Raw genomic sequence first — 20,040 nt, 5'->3', positions numbered from 1 at the left:
GGTACCCCAGGCGGAGGGGCTGACACAACCACCCTGGTACCGGGCCGCCAAGAAGGCCATGGCGTCCGGTGTGGGGACGCCGCGGTCCTGCTCCCACGCGCTACGGGTTGAGCCGCAGCGTCAGGATGCCGGGTTCCGGTACGCAGTTGCAGCTGTCACACGTCCACTCGACGCGCTCGGCGGAGGAGACCTTGGAGCCCGCCTGGGCCACCACGCGCACCGGGCTGGGCGCGAGCGACTCGTTGACGGCGGTGCTCACGCCCTGCTCATCCGTCACCCCGGTGATGCTCACGTTCGACGTCACATTGGTGGCCGTCACGGTGGCGCCACTCACGCGGGCGCCGTCCGCCGTCACCACCTCCACCCTCAACGCCACCAGCTCCGCCTGGCAGTCATCACCGCCACGCTCCACGCGCGGCGCATCGTCGCACGCACCGAGGAGTGCGAGACCGAGCAACCAGGAGAATCCACGAACCCGAACCATGGGCTGCAAGGTGGTGCTGACACGGGCTCGCGGCAACGCGACTGTCAGTCGGAGGACGGCGTCACACGCTCGCGTGCGAAGCGGGCCGCGCTCGAGTCCGGATAGCGGTGCAGCACGTAGCGGTAGACCTCCTCCGCGCGCGCCGCGTCCTGCATCCGCTCGCCCAACACACGCGCCAGAAGTACCAACGCGCGGGGGGCGGTGGGGTCATCTGGCGCCACATCTGCCGCGCTTTCCAACGCCTGTACCGCCAGTGGGAAGTTTCCTTCCACGGCCGCGGCCTGTCCGATGAACAGGTGGTGCGCCGGAGGGACACGCACCTTCGGAATGGCCCGCAACGTCGAATACAAGGCCATTGCCTGGGGCACGTCTCGCGCGTCCACGGCCGTGGCCAGCGCGGCCAGCCCCTCGCTGGCGGCCTTCTGCGTGGCGTTCTCCACCACCACCGGCGCCGCCCCGTCCTCGGGGAGGGGCGCTGCGCCGCTCATGGGCGGGGCGGCCCGGCGGGGCTTCGTCTCGCCCAGCACGGGCTCCAGGTAGTCGCGGGCCACGCCATACCCCAGCGCGTCGCCCCGGACGTACAGCAGCAGCCCCAGCACGTGCGCCGCCGTGAAGGGGACGACCAGGGTGAGGCCCTCCGCCAGCACGCGGGAGAGGAGGACCACGTTCAGCCACCGCACCCCGGACGCGAGGCCGTGCGCCGCCAGGTGCAGCCCGGCGAGCCCCACCAGCACGCCCGAGGTCAGCAGGTAGTCGCGGCCCAGCAGCCGCGCCCGCTGCACCACCCCCACCACGTTGAGGACGGAGGTGATGGGGTGCCCCGCCGCGGTGAGCAGCAGCGCCATGGGCAGCCACACCACGCCCAGCAGCACCAGCACCCAGAACACCGGGTCCGCCCAGACCGCCGTGGAGAAGCCCCCTTCCGTGAAGCCGGCAAGCGCCTCCAGGTTGAAGGCGCCGCCGCCGGGGCGCGCGAAGACGCCGTAGAGGCCCGCGGGAAGCCAGACCACCAGGACCGCCGACAGGCCGCGGAACCCGGGGAGGACGGCGTCGCGGAAGAAGTCGGTGAACTCCGGCGTCTCCAGCTCCGTGTGGCCCCGCGAGGTGTCTCGCACCAGCGTGAAGAAGGTGCCCCAGAACATGCTGCCGTACATCGCCAGGGGCAGCACCTTCAGGAAGACGACCGTCATCTCCAGCATCCACCCCAGCAGCGCCAGGCTGAGGCTGACGGCCATCAGCACCTGGAGCCCGGAGGCGGTGAAGACGTAGCGCCAGGCGCGCGTCAGCCTCGAGGCCAGCGGCACGCGGCTGCGGTGCCCGAGCAGGGGCAGGGCGCCGCCTCCACAGAGGCCACACCCCACCAGCTCCACCGTCTGCGCGCGGCGTCCCACCGCGCAGTCCGGACACAGCGCCGAGTCGCAGTCCTGGCAGCGCCACCCGGCGGGCGCCTCCGGGTGCTTCTTGCAGCGGGGCGGGGAAGAGGAGGGGGCGAGGACGTCGAAGGGCAGCGCATTCATCAGCCCCCAGCCTATGCCGGGGCGGGGGACTCGTCCCAGGGGGCGCCGAGCCACGCCTGGAATGCGGCTTTCTGGGCGTCCGTGGGCCGCTCCACCCGGGAGAGCCAGACGGCATCCGCGGGCTTTGGCCCCAGCACCACGGGCACCTCGAGCAGCCTGTCCCGGCGGAACACCGTCACCCGCACCGTCTCGCCGGGCTTCCGGTCCTCACACCGGCTCAGCAGGCCGGCGCCGTCCACCTTCCAGCCGTCCAGCGCCACCACGTCGTCCTCGGCGTAGAGGCCGGCCTCCTGCGCGGGCGAGCCGTCCACCACCGTGGCCACCGTGGCGCTGCCCTTCGTGGTGAGCCCCAGCCAGCCCCGGAAGCGGCCGTCACCGGGCTTGCCCTTGGGCGGCGGCGTGCCGCCCTTGTCGCCGGTGGACTCGCGCGGGCGGAAGGACACCTCCAGGCCCACGTACGAGAAGATGGAGTAGTCCAGCTCCTCCGTGGTGCGCAGCGCCCGGTCGAAGAAGGGCGTCAGGTCCGTGCCCGCCACCTCGCTGGCCGCGGCCTCCACGCCCTCCTCGGGCACGCCGGAGCCGTCCCCGTAGCGCTTCCAGAGCAGGCGCATCACGTCGTCCAGGCCGCGCGTGTCCGCGGTGGCGCGGCGGATTTCGAGGTCCAGCAGCGCGGAGACGACCTCGCCCTTGAGGTAGTAGGAGATGGCGCTGTCGGGGGAGTGCTCGTCGGGCCGGTAGTGCTTCACCCAGCTGACGAGCGACGCCTCCGCCAGCGTCTGCACCCGGCGCCCCGGGGTGGAGTGGAGCGCGGTGAGCGTCTCCCCCAGGCGGGTGAGGTAGCGCTGCGCGGACATCAGCCCCGCGCGGCGCACGAAGAGGTTGTCGTAGTACGCGGTGGAGCCCTCGAAGGCCCACAGCAGGGACGTGTAGTTCTCCTGCGAGTAGTCGAAGGGCACCAGCGCCCGGGGCTTCACCCGCTTGATGTTCCACAGGTGGAAGTACTCGTGCGCCGCGAGGGTGAGCAGGTCCTCCCAGCCGCGCGTGCTGGACAGCCCGGCGCGGGGGAAGAGCAGGGCGGTGCTGGCCTGGTGCTCCAGCCCGCCGCGGCCCTTGTCCGTCAGGTACAGCAGGAAGAGGTAGCGGGGGACGGGCAGCCCGCCGTACACGCGCGCCTGGGCCTCGCAGATGCGCGCCAGGTCCGACGTCAGCCGCTCCGCGTCCGGGACGCTGTCGCCCCAGACGACGACTTCATGGGGCACGCCCGCGGCGGTGAAGGTGAGCGGCGTGTGCGGGCCCACCTCGAAGGGGCTGTCCACCAGCTCGTCGTAGTCCTTCGCGACGAAGGCCTCCCCGCGCTGCCCCAGCGCGCAGAACGTCCGCCAGCCCTTCGGGGCCTCCACGGTGACGTGGTGCTCCAGCCCGCGCGTGGCCTCCGTGTAGAGGAAGACACAGGCGCCGTTGAAGTAGGCGTGGGTGCCGTCCAGGTGGCTGGTGCGCACCGTCAGCTCGTTGGCGTAGACGCGGTAGCGCAGGGTGGCGGCGCGGCCCGCCGTGCTCACGCGCCAGGTGCGCTTGTCCACGCGCCGCACCGTCAGCGGCGTGCCGTCCGCGCCGGTGGCCGTCAGGTCCTGCACGTGCCGGGCGAACTCGCGCACCAGGTAGCTGCCGGGCGTCCACACCGGCAGCACGGCGTCGAGCGCGTCGGGCCCCGCCGGGAAGGTGACCTCCACCTCCAGCAGGTGCGAGTGCGGCCGGGACATGGATACGCGGTAGTGGACGGCTTGGGGCATGGACGGGGTCTCTCTCCGCCGGGAAGGCTACTTCGCCCGGACGAGGACGGCGCCGAAGAAGCCGTCGGTGCCGTGGGTGTGCGGCGCCAGCCGCATGAAGGGGCCGGGGCCCACCTTCGCGCCCAGCTCCGGGCCCAGCAGCTCCGCCACCGGGCGCACGGTGAAGTCGGGGTGCTTGGCCAGGAAGTCCTCGACGACGGCCTCGTTCTCGTCGCGCAGCACGCTGCACGTGCCGTAGATGAGCCGGCCGCCCGGCTTCACCAGCATGGCGAAGCGCGCGAGCAGCGCCTTCTGGCGGCCCACGTGCATCTCCAAATCCTCCGGCGTGAGGCGGTAGCGCGCGTCCGGCTTGCGGCGGAAGGTGCCGGTGCCACTGCACGGCGCGTCCACGAGCACGCGGTCCGCCTTGCCCTTGAGGGGCTCCAGCGCGGCGTCCGCGTCCGGGCCCTCGAGGGGGATGAGCTGGGTGCGCACGTTGTGGACGCCCGCGCGGCGCGCGCGCTTCTTGAGGTCCTCCATGCGGCGCTCGTCCACGTCGAGCGCGTGGAGGTCTCCGCGGTTCTTCATCTGCGCGGCCAGCTGCAGCGTCTTGCCACCGGCGCCGGCGCAGGCGTCCACCACGCGCGTGGGCGGGGCGTCCACCAGCATGCCCAGCAGTTGGCTGCCCTCGTCCTGGAGTTCCAGGAAGCCCTCGCGGAAGGTCTCCAGCGAGAAGACGTTGAGGCGCGACTCCAGCGTGAGGCCCATGGGCGACAGCGGGGTGGGGGTGCTCTCCACGCCCTCGGCCCTCAGGCGCTGGGCCAGGGCGTCGCGGTCGCCCTTGAGCAGGTTGGTGCGGGCGTTGAGGGGGGCGCGCTCGTTCATCGCCTCGGCGGCGCGGGCGGCGTCTCGGCCGAACTGCTTGCGGAACAGGTCCGCGAGGAAGTCCGGCAGCGAGGCGGCGATGGGGAAGCGCTCGCGCTCGGGCAGCGCCTCCAGCGCGGCGGCGGCGTCCGGAAGGGCGCCCAGGGCCGCGGCATCCACCGGGTTCAGGGCCGAGGTGCGCGTGACGAGCTCGGCGGGCTCGCCGTAGAGGATGCGGGAGGCGGCCAGGCGCAGGACGTCCTGGCGCGACTTGTCGAGCGACTCGAAGCGCGTGTGCGCGCGGGACAGGAGGAAGTCCACGGTGCGCTGGCGGCGCAGCAGGCCGTAGACGCGCTCGGCCACGGCGCGGCGCTCGTTGGAGTAGAGGTTCTTCTTGTGGCGCAGGACGAAGTCGAGCGCCCGGTCCGACAGGCGGCCCTCGTGGCGCACGGCGCCGTAGGCCTCCAGGCAGGCCTGGAGGACCAGGTCCTCGCGCACGGGGCGCTCGGGGCGCTCGCGCCGGCCGGTGGAGTCCTCGCGGTCGGAGCGGCCTGCGTGCTCGGGACGGCCGGAGCGGCCACCCCGCTCGGGACGCTCGGAACGCCCGAAGCGCTCGGCCCGGTCGGAGCCGCCACCTCGCTCGGGACGCCCACCGCCGTGCCTGGCCCGGTCGGAGCCGCCACCGCGCTCGGGACGCCCACCGCCGCGCCCGGGACGGCCGAAGCGCTCGGAGCCGCCCGTCCGCTCGGGGCGCTCGGCATTTTCGAAGGGCTCGGTCCCGCCCGTGCGCTCGCGGCGCCCACTTCCTTCAGGGCGTGCAGCCTGCTCGGGGCGCTCGGCCCCTTCCGTGCGCTCGCGGCGCTCACCCCGTTCGGGGCGTGCCGCCTGCTCGGGGCGCTCGGCCCCTCCCGTACGCTCGCGGCGCTCACCCCGCTCGGGGCGCGCAGCCTGCTCGGGGCGCTCGGCCCCCTCCGTACGCTCGCGGCGCCCACCCCTTTCGGAGCGTGGAGCCTGCTCGGGGCGCTCGGAATCGCCACCGTGCTCGGGGCGTCCGGCCCTCTCGGAGCGCTCGGGACGACCGGAGCGCTCGGGCTTCTTCCCGGACCTGTCAGCGGAGGACTTCTTCGGTGCCGGCCGGGAGACCGGGCCGGACTTGCGTTTGATGGCCATGGCGGAGAGCGGCTTTGCATTGCCCGGGCCGGGTTGACAAGCGCGGAAAGCAAACCCGGGTGCCCGAGGACGGAATGTCCATCGGTGCACCCGGGCAGGTTCAGCGGCTTCCCAGAGGGGCGGAAGGGGGGGCACTCACCCCGTGAGGGGCATGGCCCGGAAAGAGTCCTACCGGCGGCGCCGGCGCACCAGCCCGGCCACCAGCAGGCCCAGGGCAGGCAGGAGGGCCGTCGTAGGGGTCGCGGCGCAGCCACCACCGCCGGACCCGGGGCCCAGGTCGTCGTCCACCGCACCCGGTTCGTTCGACGGCAGACCCGGGCGCGTGTCCGGGTTCGTCGGATTCGTGGGGTCCGTCGGCGGCGTCGGCTCCGTGGGGTCCGTGGGCTCGCCCGGCGTCTGCGCCGCCGTCACCTGCACCACGGCGGTGGCCGTCTGGACCTGGGTGCCCTGGGTGGCCGTGGCCGTCACCGTGTGCTGGCCCGCCTTCTGGAAGACGTGCTCCACCGCCTCGCCCTCGGCCGAGCCGCCGTCACCGAAGTCCCAGGTCACCTTCGCGCCCGCCTGGGGCGGGGTGGCGCGGAAGAGGGCACGGTGCGGGGCCACGCCACGCTCGCCCTCCACGGTGAGCGTCAGCGTGCCCGTGGGCGGCTGCTCCAGCGGCGGCAGGTCCTTGCGCAGCGTGAAGCTGTCCAGCACCTTGCCGTCCGTCTTCACCAGCTCCGCCGTGAGCAGGCCGTCCACGACCTTCACGTCCAGGAAGCCATGGGCCTTGTCGTCGCGGATGACGCTCCAGTCCGGCCGCGAGTTGGCGAAGGGGCGCAGCGACGCGCCGCCACCGCCCACCACCAGGTAGGGGACGCCCGTGCCAGCCGTCGCCGCCACCGCGTCGCCCTTCATCGGCTTGCTGCGCTCGTAGTTGTGGTCATGCCCGGTGAGCACCAGGTCCACGCCGTACTTCTCGAAGATGGGCGCGAAGTTGCGGCGCATCGCGAGCTGCGAGCCGTGCTCGCCGCTGGACCAGGGCGGGTGGTGGAAGAAGACGACCTTCCAGGGCTGCGTGGTGCCCGCCAGGTCCTTCTCCAGCCACGCCTTCTGCGCCGCCAGCGCGCAGCGGTCCGCCGAGGCCAGGCCGATGGCGCAGTTGGAGTCGAGCGCCACGAAGTGCACGTGGCCCCAGTCGAACGAGTAGTAGCGCTCCGTGCCCGCCGGGTTGTTGGACGGCAGGTAGAAGTTGTCCAGGTACGGCTGCCCCTGGTTCGTCACGTACTCGTGGTTGCCCAGCGAGGCGAAGAGCGGCACCTCCGCGAGCAGCGCCTCCATGGGCGCGAAGAGGTTGCTCTGGATTTCCGACTCGGTGCCGGACGAGTAGGCGTTGTCGCCCAGCGCCACGAACAGCTCCGGACGCACGGCGAGCATCGCCGCGGCCACCTTCTTCTGGTCCGTGCCGCCGGTGCCGAAGTCACCCACCGCCGTGAAGTGCACGCTGCGCGTCCCCTGCACGGGCGCCGTGCGGAAGCGCTTGGGCGCCGTCACCTTGCCGCAGGCATCCACCTGGTAGGTGTATTCGGTGCCGGGCTTCAGGCCGGTGAGCACCACCGCGTGGATGCGCCCCTTGGCCGTGGAGTTCACCGACTGGGAGGCCGCTCCCTCACCAAAGCGCACGGCAGGCGTGCAGTCGGCCGCGAGGCGGAAGGCGACAGTGACCGTATCCGGACCTACCTTCTGCAGGTACGGGTCACGGGGCAGGACGCCCGCGCAGGCCACGCTCGCCAGCAGTGTCAGCGCGGCCACGACGGGCGCGAAGGTGAAGGGTGAAGTCCGGTGCATGAAGCCTCCTCCCGCGAAAGCACGGGGCGGAGGCCCAACCGTCTATTCTCCAACCTTCATCCAATATTGTGAGTCTCGAAGCAGGCGGCGGGGCGGGCGCTCCCGCACCCGACGCCTCTCCGGACAGGCGCTACTTCTTTACCTCGTAGGAGGAGAGCTCCTCGGTGCGCTCGCCCTCCTCGCGAATCTTCCCCACGCCGGGCGCGAGCCAGTAGGTACGGACCTTCTCCGGGTTCACCTCGCCCGCGTCGTTGAGCTTGTCGCGCTGGACCTTGATGACGTTCGTGAAGGTGCCCGCCTTCGTCTGGAGCGTCAGGCCCGTCTGCAGCACGCGCCAGTTGTACGTCGGGTCCTTGTCCTCGGTGCTGCCGTCACCCATCACCACCAGCTCGCGCACCGCGCTCTGGTAGGACCAGGGCAGCGAGTCCGGCGCGCGCGCCAGGGACTTCACCGTGGCCGGGGACCACGTGGTGGAGCGCACCTTCTGGCCGTCCTTGTGGTCCTCCTCGCGCAGGCGGACCACCAGGCCGTTGGTCAGCTCCAGCTGCCACGAGTACTCCTCGTAGACGACGCCGGTGCGCGTGCGGTCCTGCCGGCTGTGCATCAGCACGCCCGTCACCTTCCCCTGCGTGTCCGGCACCTCACGCACGCCCAGCACCGTCACGCGCTTCTGGAAGTTGCCCTCCTGGGGGTCCGAGATGTCGTAGACCCACGTGGAGCCCGCCGTCAGCGGCCACAGCCTGGCAGCCGCCTGAGGGTCGTTGCCGTCCGGGTCCTTGGGCGGGTCATTCGGATCCACCGGGTCCCCCGGCAGGCCCGGATCCGTTATCGGAGGGGTCTGCGTTCCATCCGGCCCGGGCGGCAGGCTGCTTCCCCCACCACACGCCGTCATCACCCAGCCCGCCGCGAGCGCGGCCACCCACCTGCGCGTCATACCATGTCCTCCCGTGCCCCCTTCGGGCTCACCGCCGTCCACCTCAGCCCCCGCAGGGACGACCCCTCGGTGCGGCCCAATGCCGCCGCCAGGGAGCCCGGCTCCGGCTCCTCCACTTCCAGCTCCACCCGGCGCCCGTCGAAGTCGAGCGCACAGCTCTTCACCATGACGTTCCGCTCACCCAGCGCGCGGCGCAGCGTGGCCTCCGCGCCCACCAGGTCATCCGCCATCGCCGACACCAGCAGCCGCTGCTTCGGCGCGCTCTTCTCGTCGCGGTTGAACAGGTCCAGCACCACCAGCAGCGCGGCCACGAACAGCGTGCCCATGCCCGCCAGCCCCAGGCTGCCGTGACCGCACGCCATGCCCAGGCCAATCATCAGGAACAGGATGGCCGCGTCGCGCGGGTCCTTGAGGCCGGAGCGGAAGCGCACGAAGCCGCCCAGGCCCACCAGCCCGAAGGCCTTGGCCAGGCTGTCGCCGATGACGGCGGTGATGACCGCCGCCGCCGCGCACAGCAGCACCTGCGCCTGGATCATCTCCGCCTTGGGCAGCGGCTTGCCCATCACCAGCCGCCAGGGCCGCAGCGACAGCAGCGCGCCGATGAGCGCCGCCGCCAGCATCCGCGGGAAGATGGCGGCCACGGGCACCGAGCCCAGCTCCGACTTCGCGCCTTCGAACAACGCTGAAAAGGGGTCCATGTCTGCTTATCCCTGGAACTCCACCCGGGCAGCGGCTTCCGCGTCCACGCGGGGCACTCGGGTGTGCGTGGGCGCGGCGTGCCGCGCGGTGGTGATGACGGCGTAGGCGTTGCGCAGCACGGGCAGCCGGCCCGGCTGTTCCGACAGCACCTTGTCGATGAGCGCCCGGGCATGCGGCCCCAGCGGCAGGCCCTTCAGGGAGGACAGCACGGTGGACGGCCACTTGTGGGCGTACGCCACGCGCAGCTTCCACGCGCGCGGGTCATCCAGCCCGTCCACCGAGTCCAGCGCCTCCTTCGTCAGCGGCGCGCCCCGCTCGCGCAGCGCCCAGGCCTCCTCCGTGGCGAGGCCGGTGAGCGAGCGCAGCACCAGCTTCATCGCCTTGCCCGCCAGCGCCTCGCGCAGGCCGCGCGCCACCGGGGTGTCCAGCCCGGTGGTGCTGCGCAGCACCGCCAGCCGGTCATGCGGCAGCAGCACCTCGCGCAGCGCGTCCGCGCGCTCGGTGGCGAGCCCGCCCAGGCTGCGCGCCACCTCCGCGTACAGCTTGCGCTGCATGCCCGCCTCGCGCACCAGCCACGACTCCTCGTCGTCCACGCCGCTCAGGCCCGCCAGCACGTCCGCCAGCCGCCCGTCGCGCATGGCGCGCTCGCGCAGCGCCCACGCCTGGGTCGAGCCGTCCCGCTTCAGGCCGGCCAGCACCTCCGCCGGGGCCTGCGCGTACAGGCGCTCGCGCAGCATCGTCGCTCGCGGGCCCGTCAGGCCCGCCAGGCTCGCGGCCACCTCCGCCGGCGCCACCGGCGCCAGCACCTCGCGCAGCGTCCAGGCCGCCTCGTCGTCCAGCCCGAGCAGGCCGCGCGCGGTGAGGGCAGGGTAGCGCTCGGCGAAGGCCAGCCGCCGCTGGTGCGCGGGGAGGCCGGGCATGCCGCTCAGCATCCACACCGCCAGCGCCGGCTCGCGCACCTCCACCGCGTCCAGGGCCTGGAAGAAGCGCTCCTCCGCGCTCTCCACCGTCGTCGGCTCGGTCGGGAGCGCGGCGGGGGCGGGGACGATGCGCTGCACCGGCACGTCACGGCCCTCCAGCCTCGCCACCACCGCGTCCACCAGCCGTTGCTCCAGCACGCGCAGCGGCACGTCGTTGTTCTCCAGGATGAGCCAGCGCTGCGGGTCCTGGCGCGCCATCTCCAGGAAGGACTCGCGCACCCGCACCGCCAGGCCCGCGCCGGCCAGCCCCTTGCGGCTGTCGCCGTCGCTGGCCTTCGCGCTCTGCAGCTTGCCCAGCCGCTTGCGCCAGCGCGCCAGGTCCGGGTCCACGTCCACCAGCACGACGAGGTCCGGCCACATCCCCTGCGCGGCCAGCTCGCACGCCGGCCGCAGCGCCTGCGCGGGCAGCCCGCGGCCGCCGCCCGTCAGGGCCAGCTGCGAGTACAGGTAGCGGTCGGTGATGCACACCTCGCCCCGCGCGAGCGCGGGCGCCACCACCTCGTCCAGCTGCTGGGCGTCACGCGCCAGGTTGAGGAAGAACTCGGCGCGCGGCGACAGCTCCAACAGCCGCGAGTCGCGCGTCAGGTCCCGGATGCGCCGGGCCGCTGGCGCCTGCAGCTCCCCCCCCTCCCGTGCATGCGCCACCCGGTACCCGAGCCGCTTGAGCCGCGCGGCCAGCAGGTTGGAGAGCGTCGTCTTACCGCTGCCGTCAATCCCCTCGAAGTCGATGAACACGGTGCCCTATCCCCCTACGACCCCATCCGAGGCGAAGGCGTGAACCCTCGCCATCCCTTCCGCGAACTTGCTGTACGCCGGCGCTCCGCCCGGATTGAGCGACGCCAGCCACTCGGGCAGCTCGTGCCCGAGGTGCTTCACCTCCACCACCACCCGGCTGTCCTGCCACAGGGGTGGGCCGAGCCGCTCCGTCGTCAGCGACAGCTGCGACAGCGCCAGCTCGGGCGTAATCGTGTGGTAGCCGATGTCCCGGTCCACCGTCACCCGCCACGCCTGCGTGGCCTGGTACACGTGCCGCTTGTACGTCACCGCCAGCACCGGCACGAGGCTGCCCCCGGCGATGAGCGGCAGCAGGCTCGCGCCGCCGCGCAGCACCCGGCCCAGGTCCTGGCGGGGCACCCACACCCGGCGCTTCTGGGTGAGGCCGCGCCGCTCGCGCTTCACCTCCAGCACCACGCGCTGCTGTCCCCCGGCGCCCAGGTCCGGCGAGTACTCCTTGGTGCGGACCTTGAGGCAGTCGTCCGGCGTGCGCAGCGCGCGCGACGCCAGCGGGCAGCCCGGCCGGTCGAAGTAGACGGACACGATTCGGGTGGGCGGCGGCAGGTGCCCCCCCAGCTCCAGCGACAGCCGCCCGCAGAGGGCCACCGCCGCTTCCTCTCCCAGCACCAGCTTGAACTCACGCCGGAGCTTGGTGACTTCCCCCTCGGCGAACGAGAGCATCGTCATGGTCTCCGTGTTCAGAAACGGGTGGCCAGCTGCAGCGAGTACTCGAGCCCGGGCGCCTCGTCCCCGGGACGCAGCGCGCGCTCCGCCTGGAACTGGGCCTTGAAGCGGTCCGCCAGCAGCACGTTCAATCCACCCACCAGCCCATGGCCCCGGCCGTCCACGCCCCCGCGCAGCTGGAGCGCCTCGACGCCCACCACCGGCTGGAGCCCCCACTCGCCGCTGCCCAGCGGCAGCAGCCAGTGCGCCAGCAGCGTCTGCGAGGTGAACGGGCCCAGCGGCAGCCGCCCCGTGGTGAACTCGCCCGTCACCGCCAGGTTGCCCAGCTTCAGCTCCGCGTCCGCGGCGACGGCGTGCTTGCGCACCACCTCCAGCGCCTCGGCCACGTAGGTGCTGACGCCCAGCGTGAGCGGCTTGAAGGGGCGCACGCTCAGCCGCGCCGCCGCGTCCTCCTTCATCCGCACGCCCGCCTCGTCCTTGCCGCCCTCGAAGAGGCCGACGGACAGCTTCAGGTTCCACGCGCCCTTCAGGCGCATCTCACCCATCAGCCCCAGCCGGCGACCGCCGAGCTGGTGCGTGTCCGTGAGGTAGTCCTCCACCAGCCCGCGGCCCTGGATGGGCAAATCCCACGAGGACTCCAGCGAGCGCTGGAGGAAGGGCGACTTGAACTGGCCGCCATACAGCCGGAAGCGCTTGGAGTCGTCCGCCAGGCGCACGAAGGCGTCCTTGAGCAGCGAGTCGTCCGCCAGGTCCGCCGTGACTTCCGCCTCGAGGTTGGACAGCGACGTGCTGACGCCCACGCGCGCGGACGGGATGCTCAGCGAGCGCTGGTACTTCTGGCGCTCGTCCGCGCGGGCCCTCGCGTACACGCGGCCGAAGACGCGCACGGGCTGCGCTTCCTCCGCGGCCTTGTCGTCGGCGGCGTCGGGGTTCTCACCCAGCGAGTCGTCCTGGGCCTCGCCGGCCTTCACCTTCTTCTTCTTCTTGCCCTGCTTCTGCTCCGCACCCGGCGCGGCCTTGCCCGGCACCGGGCCCACGGGCGACAGCTGCTCCTCGGAAGCCCCCTTCGCTGGCACCGCTTCGGCCAGCGCCCCCTCCATCACCTCATCCGAGTCGTCGCCCGTGGGCCCCTCGGCGGCCATGTCTGCCGGCACGCTGCCCTCGGTCCCCTCCACGCCGTCCACCACTCCACCCGAGAGCGTGTCCTCCGCCGCTTCCGTGCTGGAGTCCTCCGCCGCCAGGCCCGGAGCGCCACCGCTCGCGAACGCCGGCATGCCCAGCAGGACTGCGGCGAGAAGGCCCCGCCTCGCCCGATCATCCATCCCCCACCCGCCCATTCCTTCGCCTCCCCGCCGCAGTCGGGAGGCACCCTGTGCAACACCGGTGCCCGCCGGCCCGCCAGCCCTCGCGCGTCAGGTGGTGGACGGAAGAGAGGCCCCTGAGGCCCGAAACCCCCGTGACAGGGTGGTGACGTGCCCGAAAGAGGGAACGAAAGTTCCACTTCCCGGGCAGGCGGCCCTGTAACGACTGCGCGCCGTTTGGAAGGAGTTACTGGCTGGACGGCGGATCGGGCGGCGGGGTGGGGGCGGTGCCGGACTCGGGTGCGGTGGTGGACTCAGGCCGGGACTCCGGGGCCGCTCCGGTGCCTTCCCCCGACACCGCGCTCGTGCCCGGGGGCACCACGGCGCCCGTGGCTCCGACGGTGGCGTCCGGCGGCGGCGTGGGGCCCGTCCCCGGCGTGGCCGCGCGGATCCGCCGGAGGCCCGCGCGCACCCCGAGCGCCAGCGCGGTGCCGGCCGCCAGCGCCACCAGGCCCCAGCCCAGCCCGCGCGGCAGCGGCGGCTCCACCACCGTGAAGCGGGCGGTGAGCACCTTGAGGTGGGTGCGGCGGTAGCGGACCTCCAGCTCCCACGGGCCCGCCTCGTCCGGCACCAGTTCGGTGTGCCAGTTGACCCCCTGCCGCGTCAGCGTCTTCGTCACCTGCGTGGGCGAGCCCTGCTGGTGGAAGGTGAGGGTGAGGGGGCCGTCGAACTCGGGGCCCTGGAAGTTGCCTACATGCAGCGACAGGGTGAAGGGCTCGCCCTCACGGGGATTGGCGGGGTGGATGGTCCCCTGCAGCCGCTCCTCCGAGTCCGCCCAGCGCAGCTCCAGCAGGTCGCCCCGGCGCTCCACGCGGATCTGATCGTCCGAGGGGGCCGCGCCCACGGGCATGGCGAAGACCAGGCAGGCAACCAGGGCCCAGCCGGTTTTCCATGCGTGCCACCTTTGCCATGGAGGCGGCGCTCCTCTAAGATGCTGTGCCCTGCTGCATTCCACCTGAGCTGCTCCCAGCGGCCAGAGTCCCGGGATGAACCCTCAATCATTCGGGAAATACCAGCTTCTGAAGAAGCTCGCCACGGGCGGCATGGCCGAGGTCTGGCTTGCGCGTCAGATGGGCATCGAGGGGTTCCAGAAGAACCTCGTCGTCAAGCGCATCCTTCCGCACCTGGCGGAGGACCGTGAGTTCGTGGAGATGTTCCGGAACGAGGCGCTGATCGCCGCGCGCTTCAACCACCCGAACATCGCCCAGGTCTACGAGTTCGGCGAGGCCAACGGCACCTACTACATCGCCATGGAGTTCATCCATGGCGAGGACCTGGGCCGGGTGATGCGCAAGGCGGCGGCCTCCGGGCAGTGGGTGGCCCGGCCGCTGGCCATCCGCATCGTCGCCGCCGCGTGCGAGGGGCTGCACTACGCCCACAGCCGCACGGACGACGCGGGCCGGCCGCTGCGCGTGGTGCACCGCGACATCTCGCCCCAGAACATCCTGATCAGCTTCGACGGCTCGGTGAAGCTGGTGGACTTCGGCATCGCCAAGGCGGCGGATCAGGCGTCCCTGACGAAGTCCGGCGCCATCAAGGGCAAGTTCGCGTACATGGCGCCCGAGCAGGCCGCGGGCAAGCCGCTGGACGGGCGCGCGGACATCTTCGCCATCGGCCTGGTGCTGTACGAGCTGCTCACCGGCGTGCGGCCGCTCAAGCGCGACTCGGAGCTGGCCACGCTGCAGGCCGCCATGGAGTGCGCCATCGCCCCGCCGTCGCAGGTGGCGGACGTGCCGGAGGAGATGGACCCGGTGGTGATGCGGGCCATCGCCAAGAACGCGGACGACCGCTACCGGGAGGCGCGGCAGTTCCAGGTGGCGCTGGAGGAGATCCTCGTCGGGCAGCGCTGGGTGGCCGGCTCGGTGCAGATCTCCGAGCTGATGGAGACGCTCTTCGCGGACCGCCTGGCCGACGAGAAGGCCCAGGGCCAGGTCAACCCGGTGGGCGAGGACTCCGCGCCCTCCGGCACGCCGCAGCCGCCCCCGCCGCCCGCCGAGCGGGGCCGCGGCAAGTCCTCCGCCGCCGCGGAGATGAACTGGGAGGCGCCCCCGGGCGAGCCGTCCCACCGCGAGCGCGGGCGGGCGTCGAGCCAGCGCCCCGCGCTGCCGCCGCGCCGCGCCACCTCGGTGGCCGCGCCGGTGGTGGCCGAGGAGGACCCGGGCGAGTGGGAGGCCCCGTCGGGCACCGACGAGCACCCCTCTCGCCGCCGGCCCTCCAACCCCAACTCCACCCGGGTGGCGCGCACCAACTCCCGCTCGGACCTGCGGAGCGCCTCCACGGAGTCACCCGCCCCGCGCCGCTCGTCGCTGACGCGCGCGCCGGTCGTCTCCGACGAGAACACGCCGCTGCCGCCGCCGCGCTCCCGCGCCAACCTGGAGGCGGTGGACGAGCGCACCCGCATGGAGGACGAGGAGCACGACGACGAGCGGACCATCCTCCCGCCGCCGCCGGAGCCCCCGCCCGCGCCGCCCCGCCGCCGTGCGACGGGCATGCAGTCGTCCATCCAGCCCGCGGCGGAAGCGCCGCCGCCGCGCCGGCGCACCTCCAGCCGCGTGGACAGCCGGGCGGAGATGCCGGAGCCGCCGCCGCGCCGCGTGTCCGGCATTGCCCCGGCGGCCCGCCGCAAGGACGACGACGAGGTGGAGCGCGCCCTCGAGGACTCCTCGCGGCGCACGCGCCGCAACATGGCCACGCGCAACGTGGCCATGGTGGGCTTCATCGTGGGCCTGCTGGCCGTGGTGGGCGTCTTCCACAAGCCCATCATCGCCATGCTCAACGCCCGGCCGGCGGACGGGCAGCCCGTGCACGTCACCGTCAACTCCAACGAGCGGGTGAAGGTGTCCGTGCGCCACGGCCCCCAGTGCCACAGCGAGCAGCCGGTGACGGAGCTGGGCTTCACGCCGCTGACGCTGGCCGCCGGCGCGCACCTGCAGGACACGCTCATCCTGGAGAACGAGCAGCAGGGCATCTACAAGGAGGACGCCGAGCAGCTGGCCTTCGGGATGATGGGTGAGCCCAAGGTGCTCACCTACGAGTTCCGCCGCGGCCACCTCCAGCTCACGCTGAAGCCCGACGGCCTGCGCGGCATCAGCGTGCGGCGCAACGGCCAGGAGGTGGGCAGCTACAACGGCAAGGGCCTGAAGATGGACCTGTTCGAGGGCCGCCACAAGCTGGAGCTCCACGGCGGACCGCTGAAGGACCCGTTCATCTTCGAGGTCGACATCAAGCCGGGCATCATCAACAAGGAGCAGCAGGACCTCTCCGCCTTCGTGGGCTAGCGAAGGCGCCGCGTCAGTAGCGGGGCAGGGTGGGGTCCACCTGCCGCGAGTACAGGTCGATGCCGCCGCGCAGGGACACGGCCTCCAGCCCCCGGGACAGCAGATAGGCCGCGCCGTCCAGGCTGCGCACGCCGTGGTGGCAGTAGACGACGACGGGCCTGCCGCGCAGGGCCTCCAGCTCCTCGGCGCGCTCGTCCAGCTCCGGCAGGGGGATGAGCACCGAGTCCGGGAGCGCCACCCACGCGTGCTCGTCCGGGAAGCGCACATCGAGCAGGGCGGGGCGCGCTCCGGGCGGGCCGGCGAGCAGCTCGGCGAGCCGGGCGGGGGTTATCTCCGGGATGGGCATGGCGGTAGGCTCCGTGGTGGTCTCGGGCATGGATTTTCCCGGGCCGGGCGTTATAAGGCCCGTCAAGAGGAGATTCCGCACATGGAAAGCACCACCACGACCCCCGCCCCCGCCAACTCGCAGGCCCCCCAGGCCGCCCAGCAGGTGGCCGTGCGTCTGACGGAGGCCGCCATCCAGCAGGTGAAGTCGGTCATCAAGGCCCAGGGCTTCGAGGGCTACTTCTTCTCCATCCGCGTGGTGCCGGCCGGCTGCAGCGGCCTGGGCTATGACCTGAACCTGGTCAAGGAGTCCAAGGCCGGCGACGCCGTGTGGGAGCAGGACGGCGTGAAGATTGCCACCGACCCCATGAGCCAGCAGTACCTGTCCGGCACGGAGATCGACTACGTCTCCGCCATCACCGGCGCGGGCTTCAAGTTCAACAACCCGAACGCGAAGTCCTCCTGCGGCTGCGGCACGTCGTTCACGACCTGAGCGACCTGACGCCCGCAAGGGCTGTCGACAGCGGGCCGGGGTGGGGCGCAGGTGCCTCCCCCGGCCTTCTTCATTTAGAGGCTCCGCCTCGAGCTCCGCCTCAAGCTCCGCCTCAAGCTCCGGAGACCGGCTTCATCACCTCCAGCCAGGACTGGTTCTGCTTCTGGCGCGCCAGGCGCTGGGCGCGGCGGGCCTCGGCCTCCTGGAAGGCCGCGCGGTCGGCGTCCGTCTCCATCTTCAGCGGCGGCACCTGCACGCGGTTGCCGTCCTTGTCGATGGCCACGAAGGTCAGCAGCGCGCTGGTGGTGAGGTGCCGCTCGCCGGTGAGCGGGTTCTCCGCGTGCACCGTCACCCCCACTTCCATGGACGTGCGGAAGGCGGCCAGCACGCGCCCGTGCAGCAGCGCCACCCAGCCCACCTTGATGGGGGCGTGGAAGTGCAGGTCGTCCATGGAGGCCGTCACGACGACCTGCCGGCAGTGGCGCTGCGCCGCCACCGCCCCGCAGATGTCGATCCACTGCATCACCTTCCCGCCGAACGCGGCGTTCAGGTTGTTGGCATCCGGAGGCAGGATGAGCTGCGTCATCACCACCTCCGTGTCCTTCGGGTTCTTGGGGCTCAGGTCGGACATCTCACACCTTCGGTTGTAGGACGGGGCGTCTGGCCTGCGGGCGCTCTGTCGTCCGGTGGATGGCTGCGGGGTTCGACGCCAGAAGGCGGAGAGAACCCGGTTGCGATTCGAGGCCCACGTTCCTATCAGTGTGGGCATTGCTTTCCACCCCGGAAGCAACCCCCTTCCCCTGGAGCACCCCGTGGCCCTGTCCCCCGCGCCGTCGGTTTCTACGCGTTCCGTGCCTCCGTCCCAGGCGTCGGCGGATGAGCTGCTCCGCCAGGTAGAGGACCTGGACACCGCGGACCTGGACACGCTGCCGTTCGGGATGATCCAACTGGACCGCGACGGCCGCATCCTCAAGTTCAACCAGACGGAGGCCCGGATGGCGCGCATCAGCCGGGACCGGCAGCTGGGCCGGAGCTTCTTCGACCAGGTGGCCCCGTGCACCAAGGTGCGCGAGTTCTACGGCCGCTTCCAGGAAGGGCTGGCGAAGCGCAACCTGTACGAGACGTTCGGCTTCGTCTTCAAGTTCGACCATGGCTGGCGCAACGTGGCCATCACCATGATGTACAGCGACAAGACGGACAGCGTCTGGGTGCTGGTGTCCCAGCAGTCGGTGACGCCGCCGCCCGCCGCGAAGTGAGGGCCCGCCGAAGCAGGGGCCCTTTCGTCAGGGCGCCCGCTCAGGCCAGGAAGCTGGAGACGCGGTCGAGGAACTCCTCGCGCCCCTTGCCGCGGCGGATGTCCTGGCTGGACACGTCCAGCACCAGGCAGTCCACGCCGTACTTCTCCTGCAGCACCAGGGGGAAGCTGGCGTAGTAGCCGTTGAGGCCGCGCAGGAACTGGTGGCGGATGCCCTTCTCCTCCTCGCGGCCCCGCGTGCGGATGCGCTGCAGCAGCACGTCCACGCTGCCCACCTCGAAGCAGATGACCTTGTCGGGGCGGATGATGTGGCGCGACAGGCGCTGGAAGTACTCGTAGTACAGGTCCAGCTCCGCGTCCGTCATGTGCCCCAGGCCATGGAGGTACTTGGCGAAGATTTCGGGGTCCTCGTACAGCGTGCGGTCCTGCACGCAGCTGCGCTTGTACGTGTGGATGAGCTCGTGGTGCTCCACGCGCCGGATGAGGAACTCGAGCTGGAGCGTGAAGGACCAGCGCGACATGTCCGCGTAGTAGTCACGCAGGAAGCGGTTGTCGATGACGGGCTCGTCGAAGAGCTGGTAGCCGAAGCTCTGGCTGATCATCTTCGCGGCCGTCGTCTTCCCCGCGCCGATGTTGCCCGCCAGCGCCACGAAGCGCCGGGCCTTGGGCACCTTCACCCGCACCGTGTTGCGGGGGCGGGAGGCCGGGGCAGCTTCCACGGCGGGAGCGGCCGGAGTGGCGGACGGGCGCGGGCGCGAGGTGGGGCGAGGCATGGAACCTGGGCTTAACCCGGCTTCGTGGAGGCGTCCATGATCTGCCTCAGGACGTCCGGCCGGTCGGTCATGATGCCGCCGACCCCTTCCTGTAGCAGCCTGCGCATCTCCCCGGCGTCGTCCACCGTCCACACGTTGACCCACTTGCCCCGCGCGGCGCACGCCCGCAGGAAGTCCGGGTCCACCAGCCGGATGTCGCCGAAGTACAGGGGCATGTCGAGCACGGTGAAGCGCGCCTCTTCGGGGGGCGTGTCCCCGCCGCGCAGGGCGATGACGAAGGCGGCCAGGGCGTCGCGCGGGTAGAAGTGGCACGCGTCCGGGAGCCGCGCGGCCAGCCGCTCTGCAATCGCATCCTGCTCGCTGCCCATGCACACCCGCTCCAGGGCCCCTTCCTCCTTCAGGAGCTGGGCGAAGGCCTCTTCGATGCCGGGCACGTCCGGCTTCAGCTCCACGTTGAGGGGCAGGCCCGGGAAGGCGCGCAGCACCTCGCGCAGGGTGGGGATGCGCGCGCCCTGGCCGCGAAAGGGGAAGGTGCGGCCCGCGTCCGGGCTGAAGCCGAAGCCCGCGTCCACGCGGCGCAGCTCCGCCAGGGTGAGGGCGGCCAGCGGCCCGGTGGCGTCGGTGCAGCGCTCCAGGGTGTCGTCATGGGCCACCACCACCTCGCCGTCGCGGGTGAGGTGGACGTCCAGCTCCAGCATGTCCGTGCGGTAGCGCTCCACCGCCTGCCGGAAGGCGGCCAGCGTGTTCTCCGGCGCGAGCGCCGCGCCACCGCGGTGGGAGATGTGCAGCGTGGGCCGCAGGCCCCGGAGGAAGGCGGGAAGGGGAGGGGACATGCGGCCATTGTAGCGGCGGCC

General features: G+C 72.2%; 18 protein-coding genes. 3 read left to right on the top strand and 15 right to left on the bottom strand.

Translation table 11 applies throughout. The features are described 5' to 3' along the window. Positions 1 to 100: 100 nt before the first annotated feature. From LXT23_RS28530 to LXT23_RS28480, 11 genes are all read right to left on the bottom strand, one after another. On the bottom strand, positions 101 to 457 hold the full coding sequence (locus tag LXT23_RS28530; protein WP_253983477.1) for a carboxypeptidase-like regulatory domain-containing protein: 357 nt from the start codon (positions 455 to 457) through the stop codon (positions 101 to 103). A gap of 71 nt (positions 458 to 528) precedes the next feature. After that, positions 529 to 2,001 carry a B-box zinc finger protein gene (locus LXT23_RS28525; RefSeq protein ID WP_253983476.1) on the bottom strand — a complete coding sequence of 491 codons (1,473 nt, stop codon included), beginning with the start codon at positions 1,999 to 2,001 and terminating at the stop codon, positions 529 to 531. Between the two features lie 11 nt (positions 2,002 to 2,012). Continuing rightward, entirely contained in the window at positions 2,013 to 3,791 is a 1,779-nt protein-coding gene (locus LXT23_RS28520; RefSeq protein ID WP_253983475.1) for a M61 family metallopeptidase, read from the bottom strand. A gap of 27 nt (positions 3,792 to 3,818) precedes the next feature. Beyond that, entirely contained in the window at positions 3,819 to 5,132 is a 1,314-nt protein-coding gene (locus LXT23_RS28515; RefSeq protein WP_253983642.1) for an RsmB/NOP family class I SAM-dependent RNA methyltransferase, read from the bottom strand. An 840-nt stretch (positions 5,133 to 5,972) separates the two neighbouring features. Further along, on the bottom strand, positions 5,973 to 7,631 hold the full coding sequence (locus LXT23_RS28510; RefSeq protein WP_253983474.1) for a metallophosphoesterase: 1,659 nt from the start codon (positions 7,629 to 7,631) through the stop codon (positions 5,973 to 5,975). Positions 7,632 to 7,761: 130 nt separating this feature from the next. After that, complete coding sequence (locus LXT23_RS28505; RefSeq protein WP_253983473.1) at positions 7,762 to 8,565, bottom strand: hypothetical protein; 804 nt, start codon at positions 8,563 to 8,565, stop codon at positions 7,762 to 7,764. After that, positions 8,562 to 9,263, bottom strand: coding sequence for a DUF4956 domain-containing protein (locus tag LXT23_RS28500; RefSeq protein ID WP_253983472.1), 702 nt, complete (start codon positions 9,261 to 9,263; stop codon positions 8,562 to 8,564). The genes LXT23_RS28505 and LXT23_RS28500 overlap by 4 nt, the downstream gene beginning before the upstream one ends. Before the next feature lie 6 nt (positions 9,264 to 9,269). Then, complete coding sequence (gene tmk, locus LXT23_RS28495) at positions 9,270 to 10,979, bottom strand: dTMP kinase (RefSeq protein ID WP_253983471.1); 1,710 nt, start codon at positions 10,977 to 10,979, stop codon at positions 9,270 to 9,272. A 6-nt stretch (positions 10,980 to 10,985) separates the two neighbouring features. Further along, positions 10,986 to 11,699 carry a VTC domain-containing protein gene (locus tag LXT23_RS28490; RefSeq protein ID WP_323379095.1) on the bottom strand — a complete coding sequence of 238 codons (714 nt, stop codon included), beginning with the start codon at positions 11,697 to 11,699 and terminating at the stop codon, positions 10,986 to 10,988. A gap of 17 nt (positions 11,700 to 11,716) precedes the next feature. Then, positions 11,717 to 13,039 carry an OprO/OprP family phosphate-selective porin gene (locus tag LXT23_RS28485; RefSeq protein WP_253983469.1) on the bottom strand — a complete coding sequence of 441 codons (1,323 nt, stop codon included), beginning with the start codon at positions 13,037 to 13,039 and terminating at the stop codon, positions 11,717 to 11,719. 211 nt (positions 13,040 to 13,250) lie between these two features. Next, entirely contained in the window at positions 13,251 to 13,913 is a 663-nt protein-coding gene (locus tag LXT23_RS28480; RefSeq protein ID WP_253983468.1) for a hypothetical protein, read from the bottom strand. 136 nt (positions 13,914 to 14,049) lie between these two features. Between LXT23_RS28480 and LXT23_RS28475 the strand changes: the two genes are divergently transcribed. Continuing rightward, complete coding sequence (locus LXT23_RS28475) at positions 14,050 to 16,341, top strand: serine/threonine protein kinase (protein WP_253983467.1); 2,292 nt, start codon at positions 14,050 to 14,052, stop codon at positions 16,339 to 16,341. Positions 16,342 to 16,354: 13 nt separating this feature from the next. Here LXT23_RS28475 and LXT23_RS28470 read toward each other — a convergent pair whose 3' ends face one another. Continuing rightward, positions 16,355 to 16,687, bottom strand: coding sequence for a rhodanese-like domain-containing protein (locus LXT23_RS28470; RefSeq protein ID WP_253983641.1), 333 nt, complete (start codon positions 16,685 to 16,687; stop codon positions 16,355 to 16,357). An 81-nt stretch (positions 16,688 to 16,768) separates the two neighbouring features. Here LXT23_RS28470 and LXT23_RS28465 point away from each other — a divergent pair, with 81 nt between their 5' ends. Continuing rightward, positions 16,769 to 17,158: a HesB/IscA family protein gene (locus LXT23_RS28465; RefSeq protein WP_253983466.1), complete on the top strand. Its 390-nt coding sequence runs from the start codon at positions 16,769 to 16,771 to the stop codon at positions 17,156 to 17,158. Positions 17,159 to 17,270: 112 nt separating this feature from the next. On the opposite strand, the gene LXT23_RS28460 is transcribed toward LXT23_RS28465, so the two are convergent. After that, the gene (locus LXT23_RS28460) at positions 17,271 to 17,789 is read right to left on the bottom strand and encodes an acyl-CoA thioesterase (RefSeq protein ID WP_253983465.1); all 519 of its coding nucleotides are present in this window, start codon (positions 17,787 to 17,789) and stop codon (positions 17,271 to 17,273) included. A gap of 181 nt (positions 17,790 to 17,970) precedes the next feature. On the opposite strand from LXT23_RS28460, the gene LXT23_RS28455 reads away from it, so the two are divergent. Continuing rightward, positions 17,971 to 18,414 (top strand): PAS domain-containing protein, encoded by a 444-nt coding sequence (locus LXT23_RS28455; RefSeq protein WP_253983464.1) that lies wholly within the window; start codon positions 17,971 to 17,973, stop codon positions 18,412 to 18,414. Between the two features lie 40 nt (positions 18,415 to 18,454). On the opposite strand, the gene LXT23_RS28450 is transcribed toward LXT23_RS28455, so the two are convergent. After that, positions 18,455 to 19,186: a deoxynucleoside kinase gene (locus LXT23_RS28450; RefSeq protein ID WP_253983463.1), complete on the bottom strand. Its 732-nt coding sequence runs from the start codon at positions 19,184 to 19,186 to the stop codon at positions 18,455 to 18,457. A gap of 11 nt (positions 19,187 to 19,197) precedes the next feature. Continuing rightward, on the bottom strand, positions 19,198 to 20,019 hold the full coding sequence (locus LXT23_RS28445) for a glycerophosphodiester phosphodiesterase (RefSeq protein ID WP_253983462.1): 822 nt from the start codon (positions 20,017 to 20,019) through the stop codon (positions 19,198 to 19,200). Positions 20,020 to 20,040: the final 21 nt, after the last annotated feature.

Origin of the sequence: Pyxidicoccus xibeiensis, from assembly GCF_024198175.1 — a bacterium.
In the GTDB taxonomy this organism is placed as follows: domain Bacteria; phylum Myxococcota; class Myxococcia; order Myxococcales; family Myxococcaceae; genus Myxococcus; species Myxococcus xibeiensis.
Note: the sequence above shows the minus strand (reverse complement) of the source record. Positions and strands in the feature narration are given on the sequence as shown.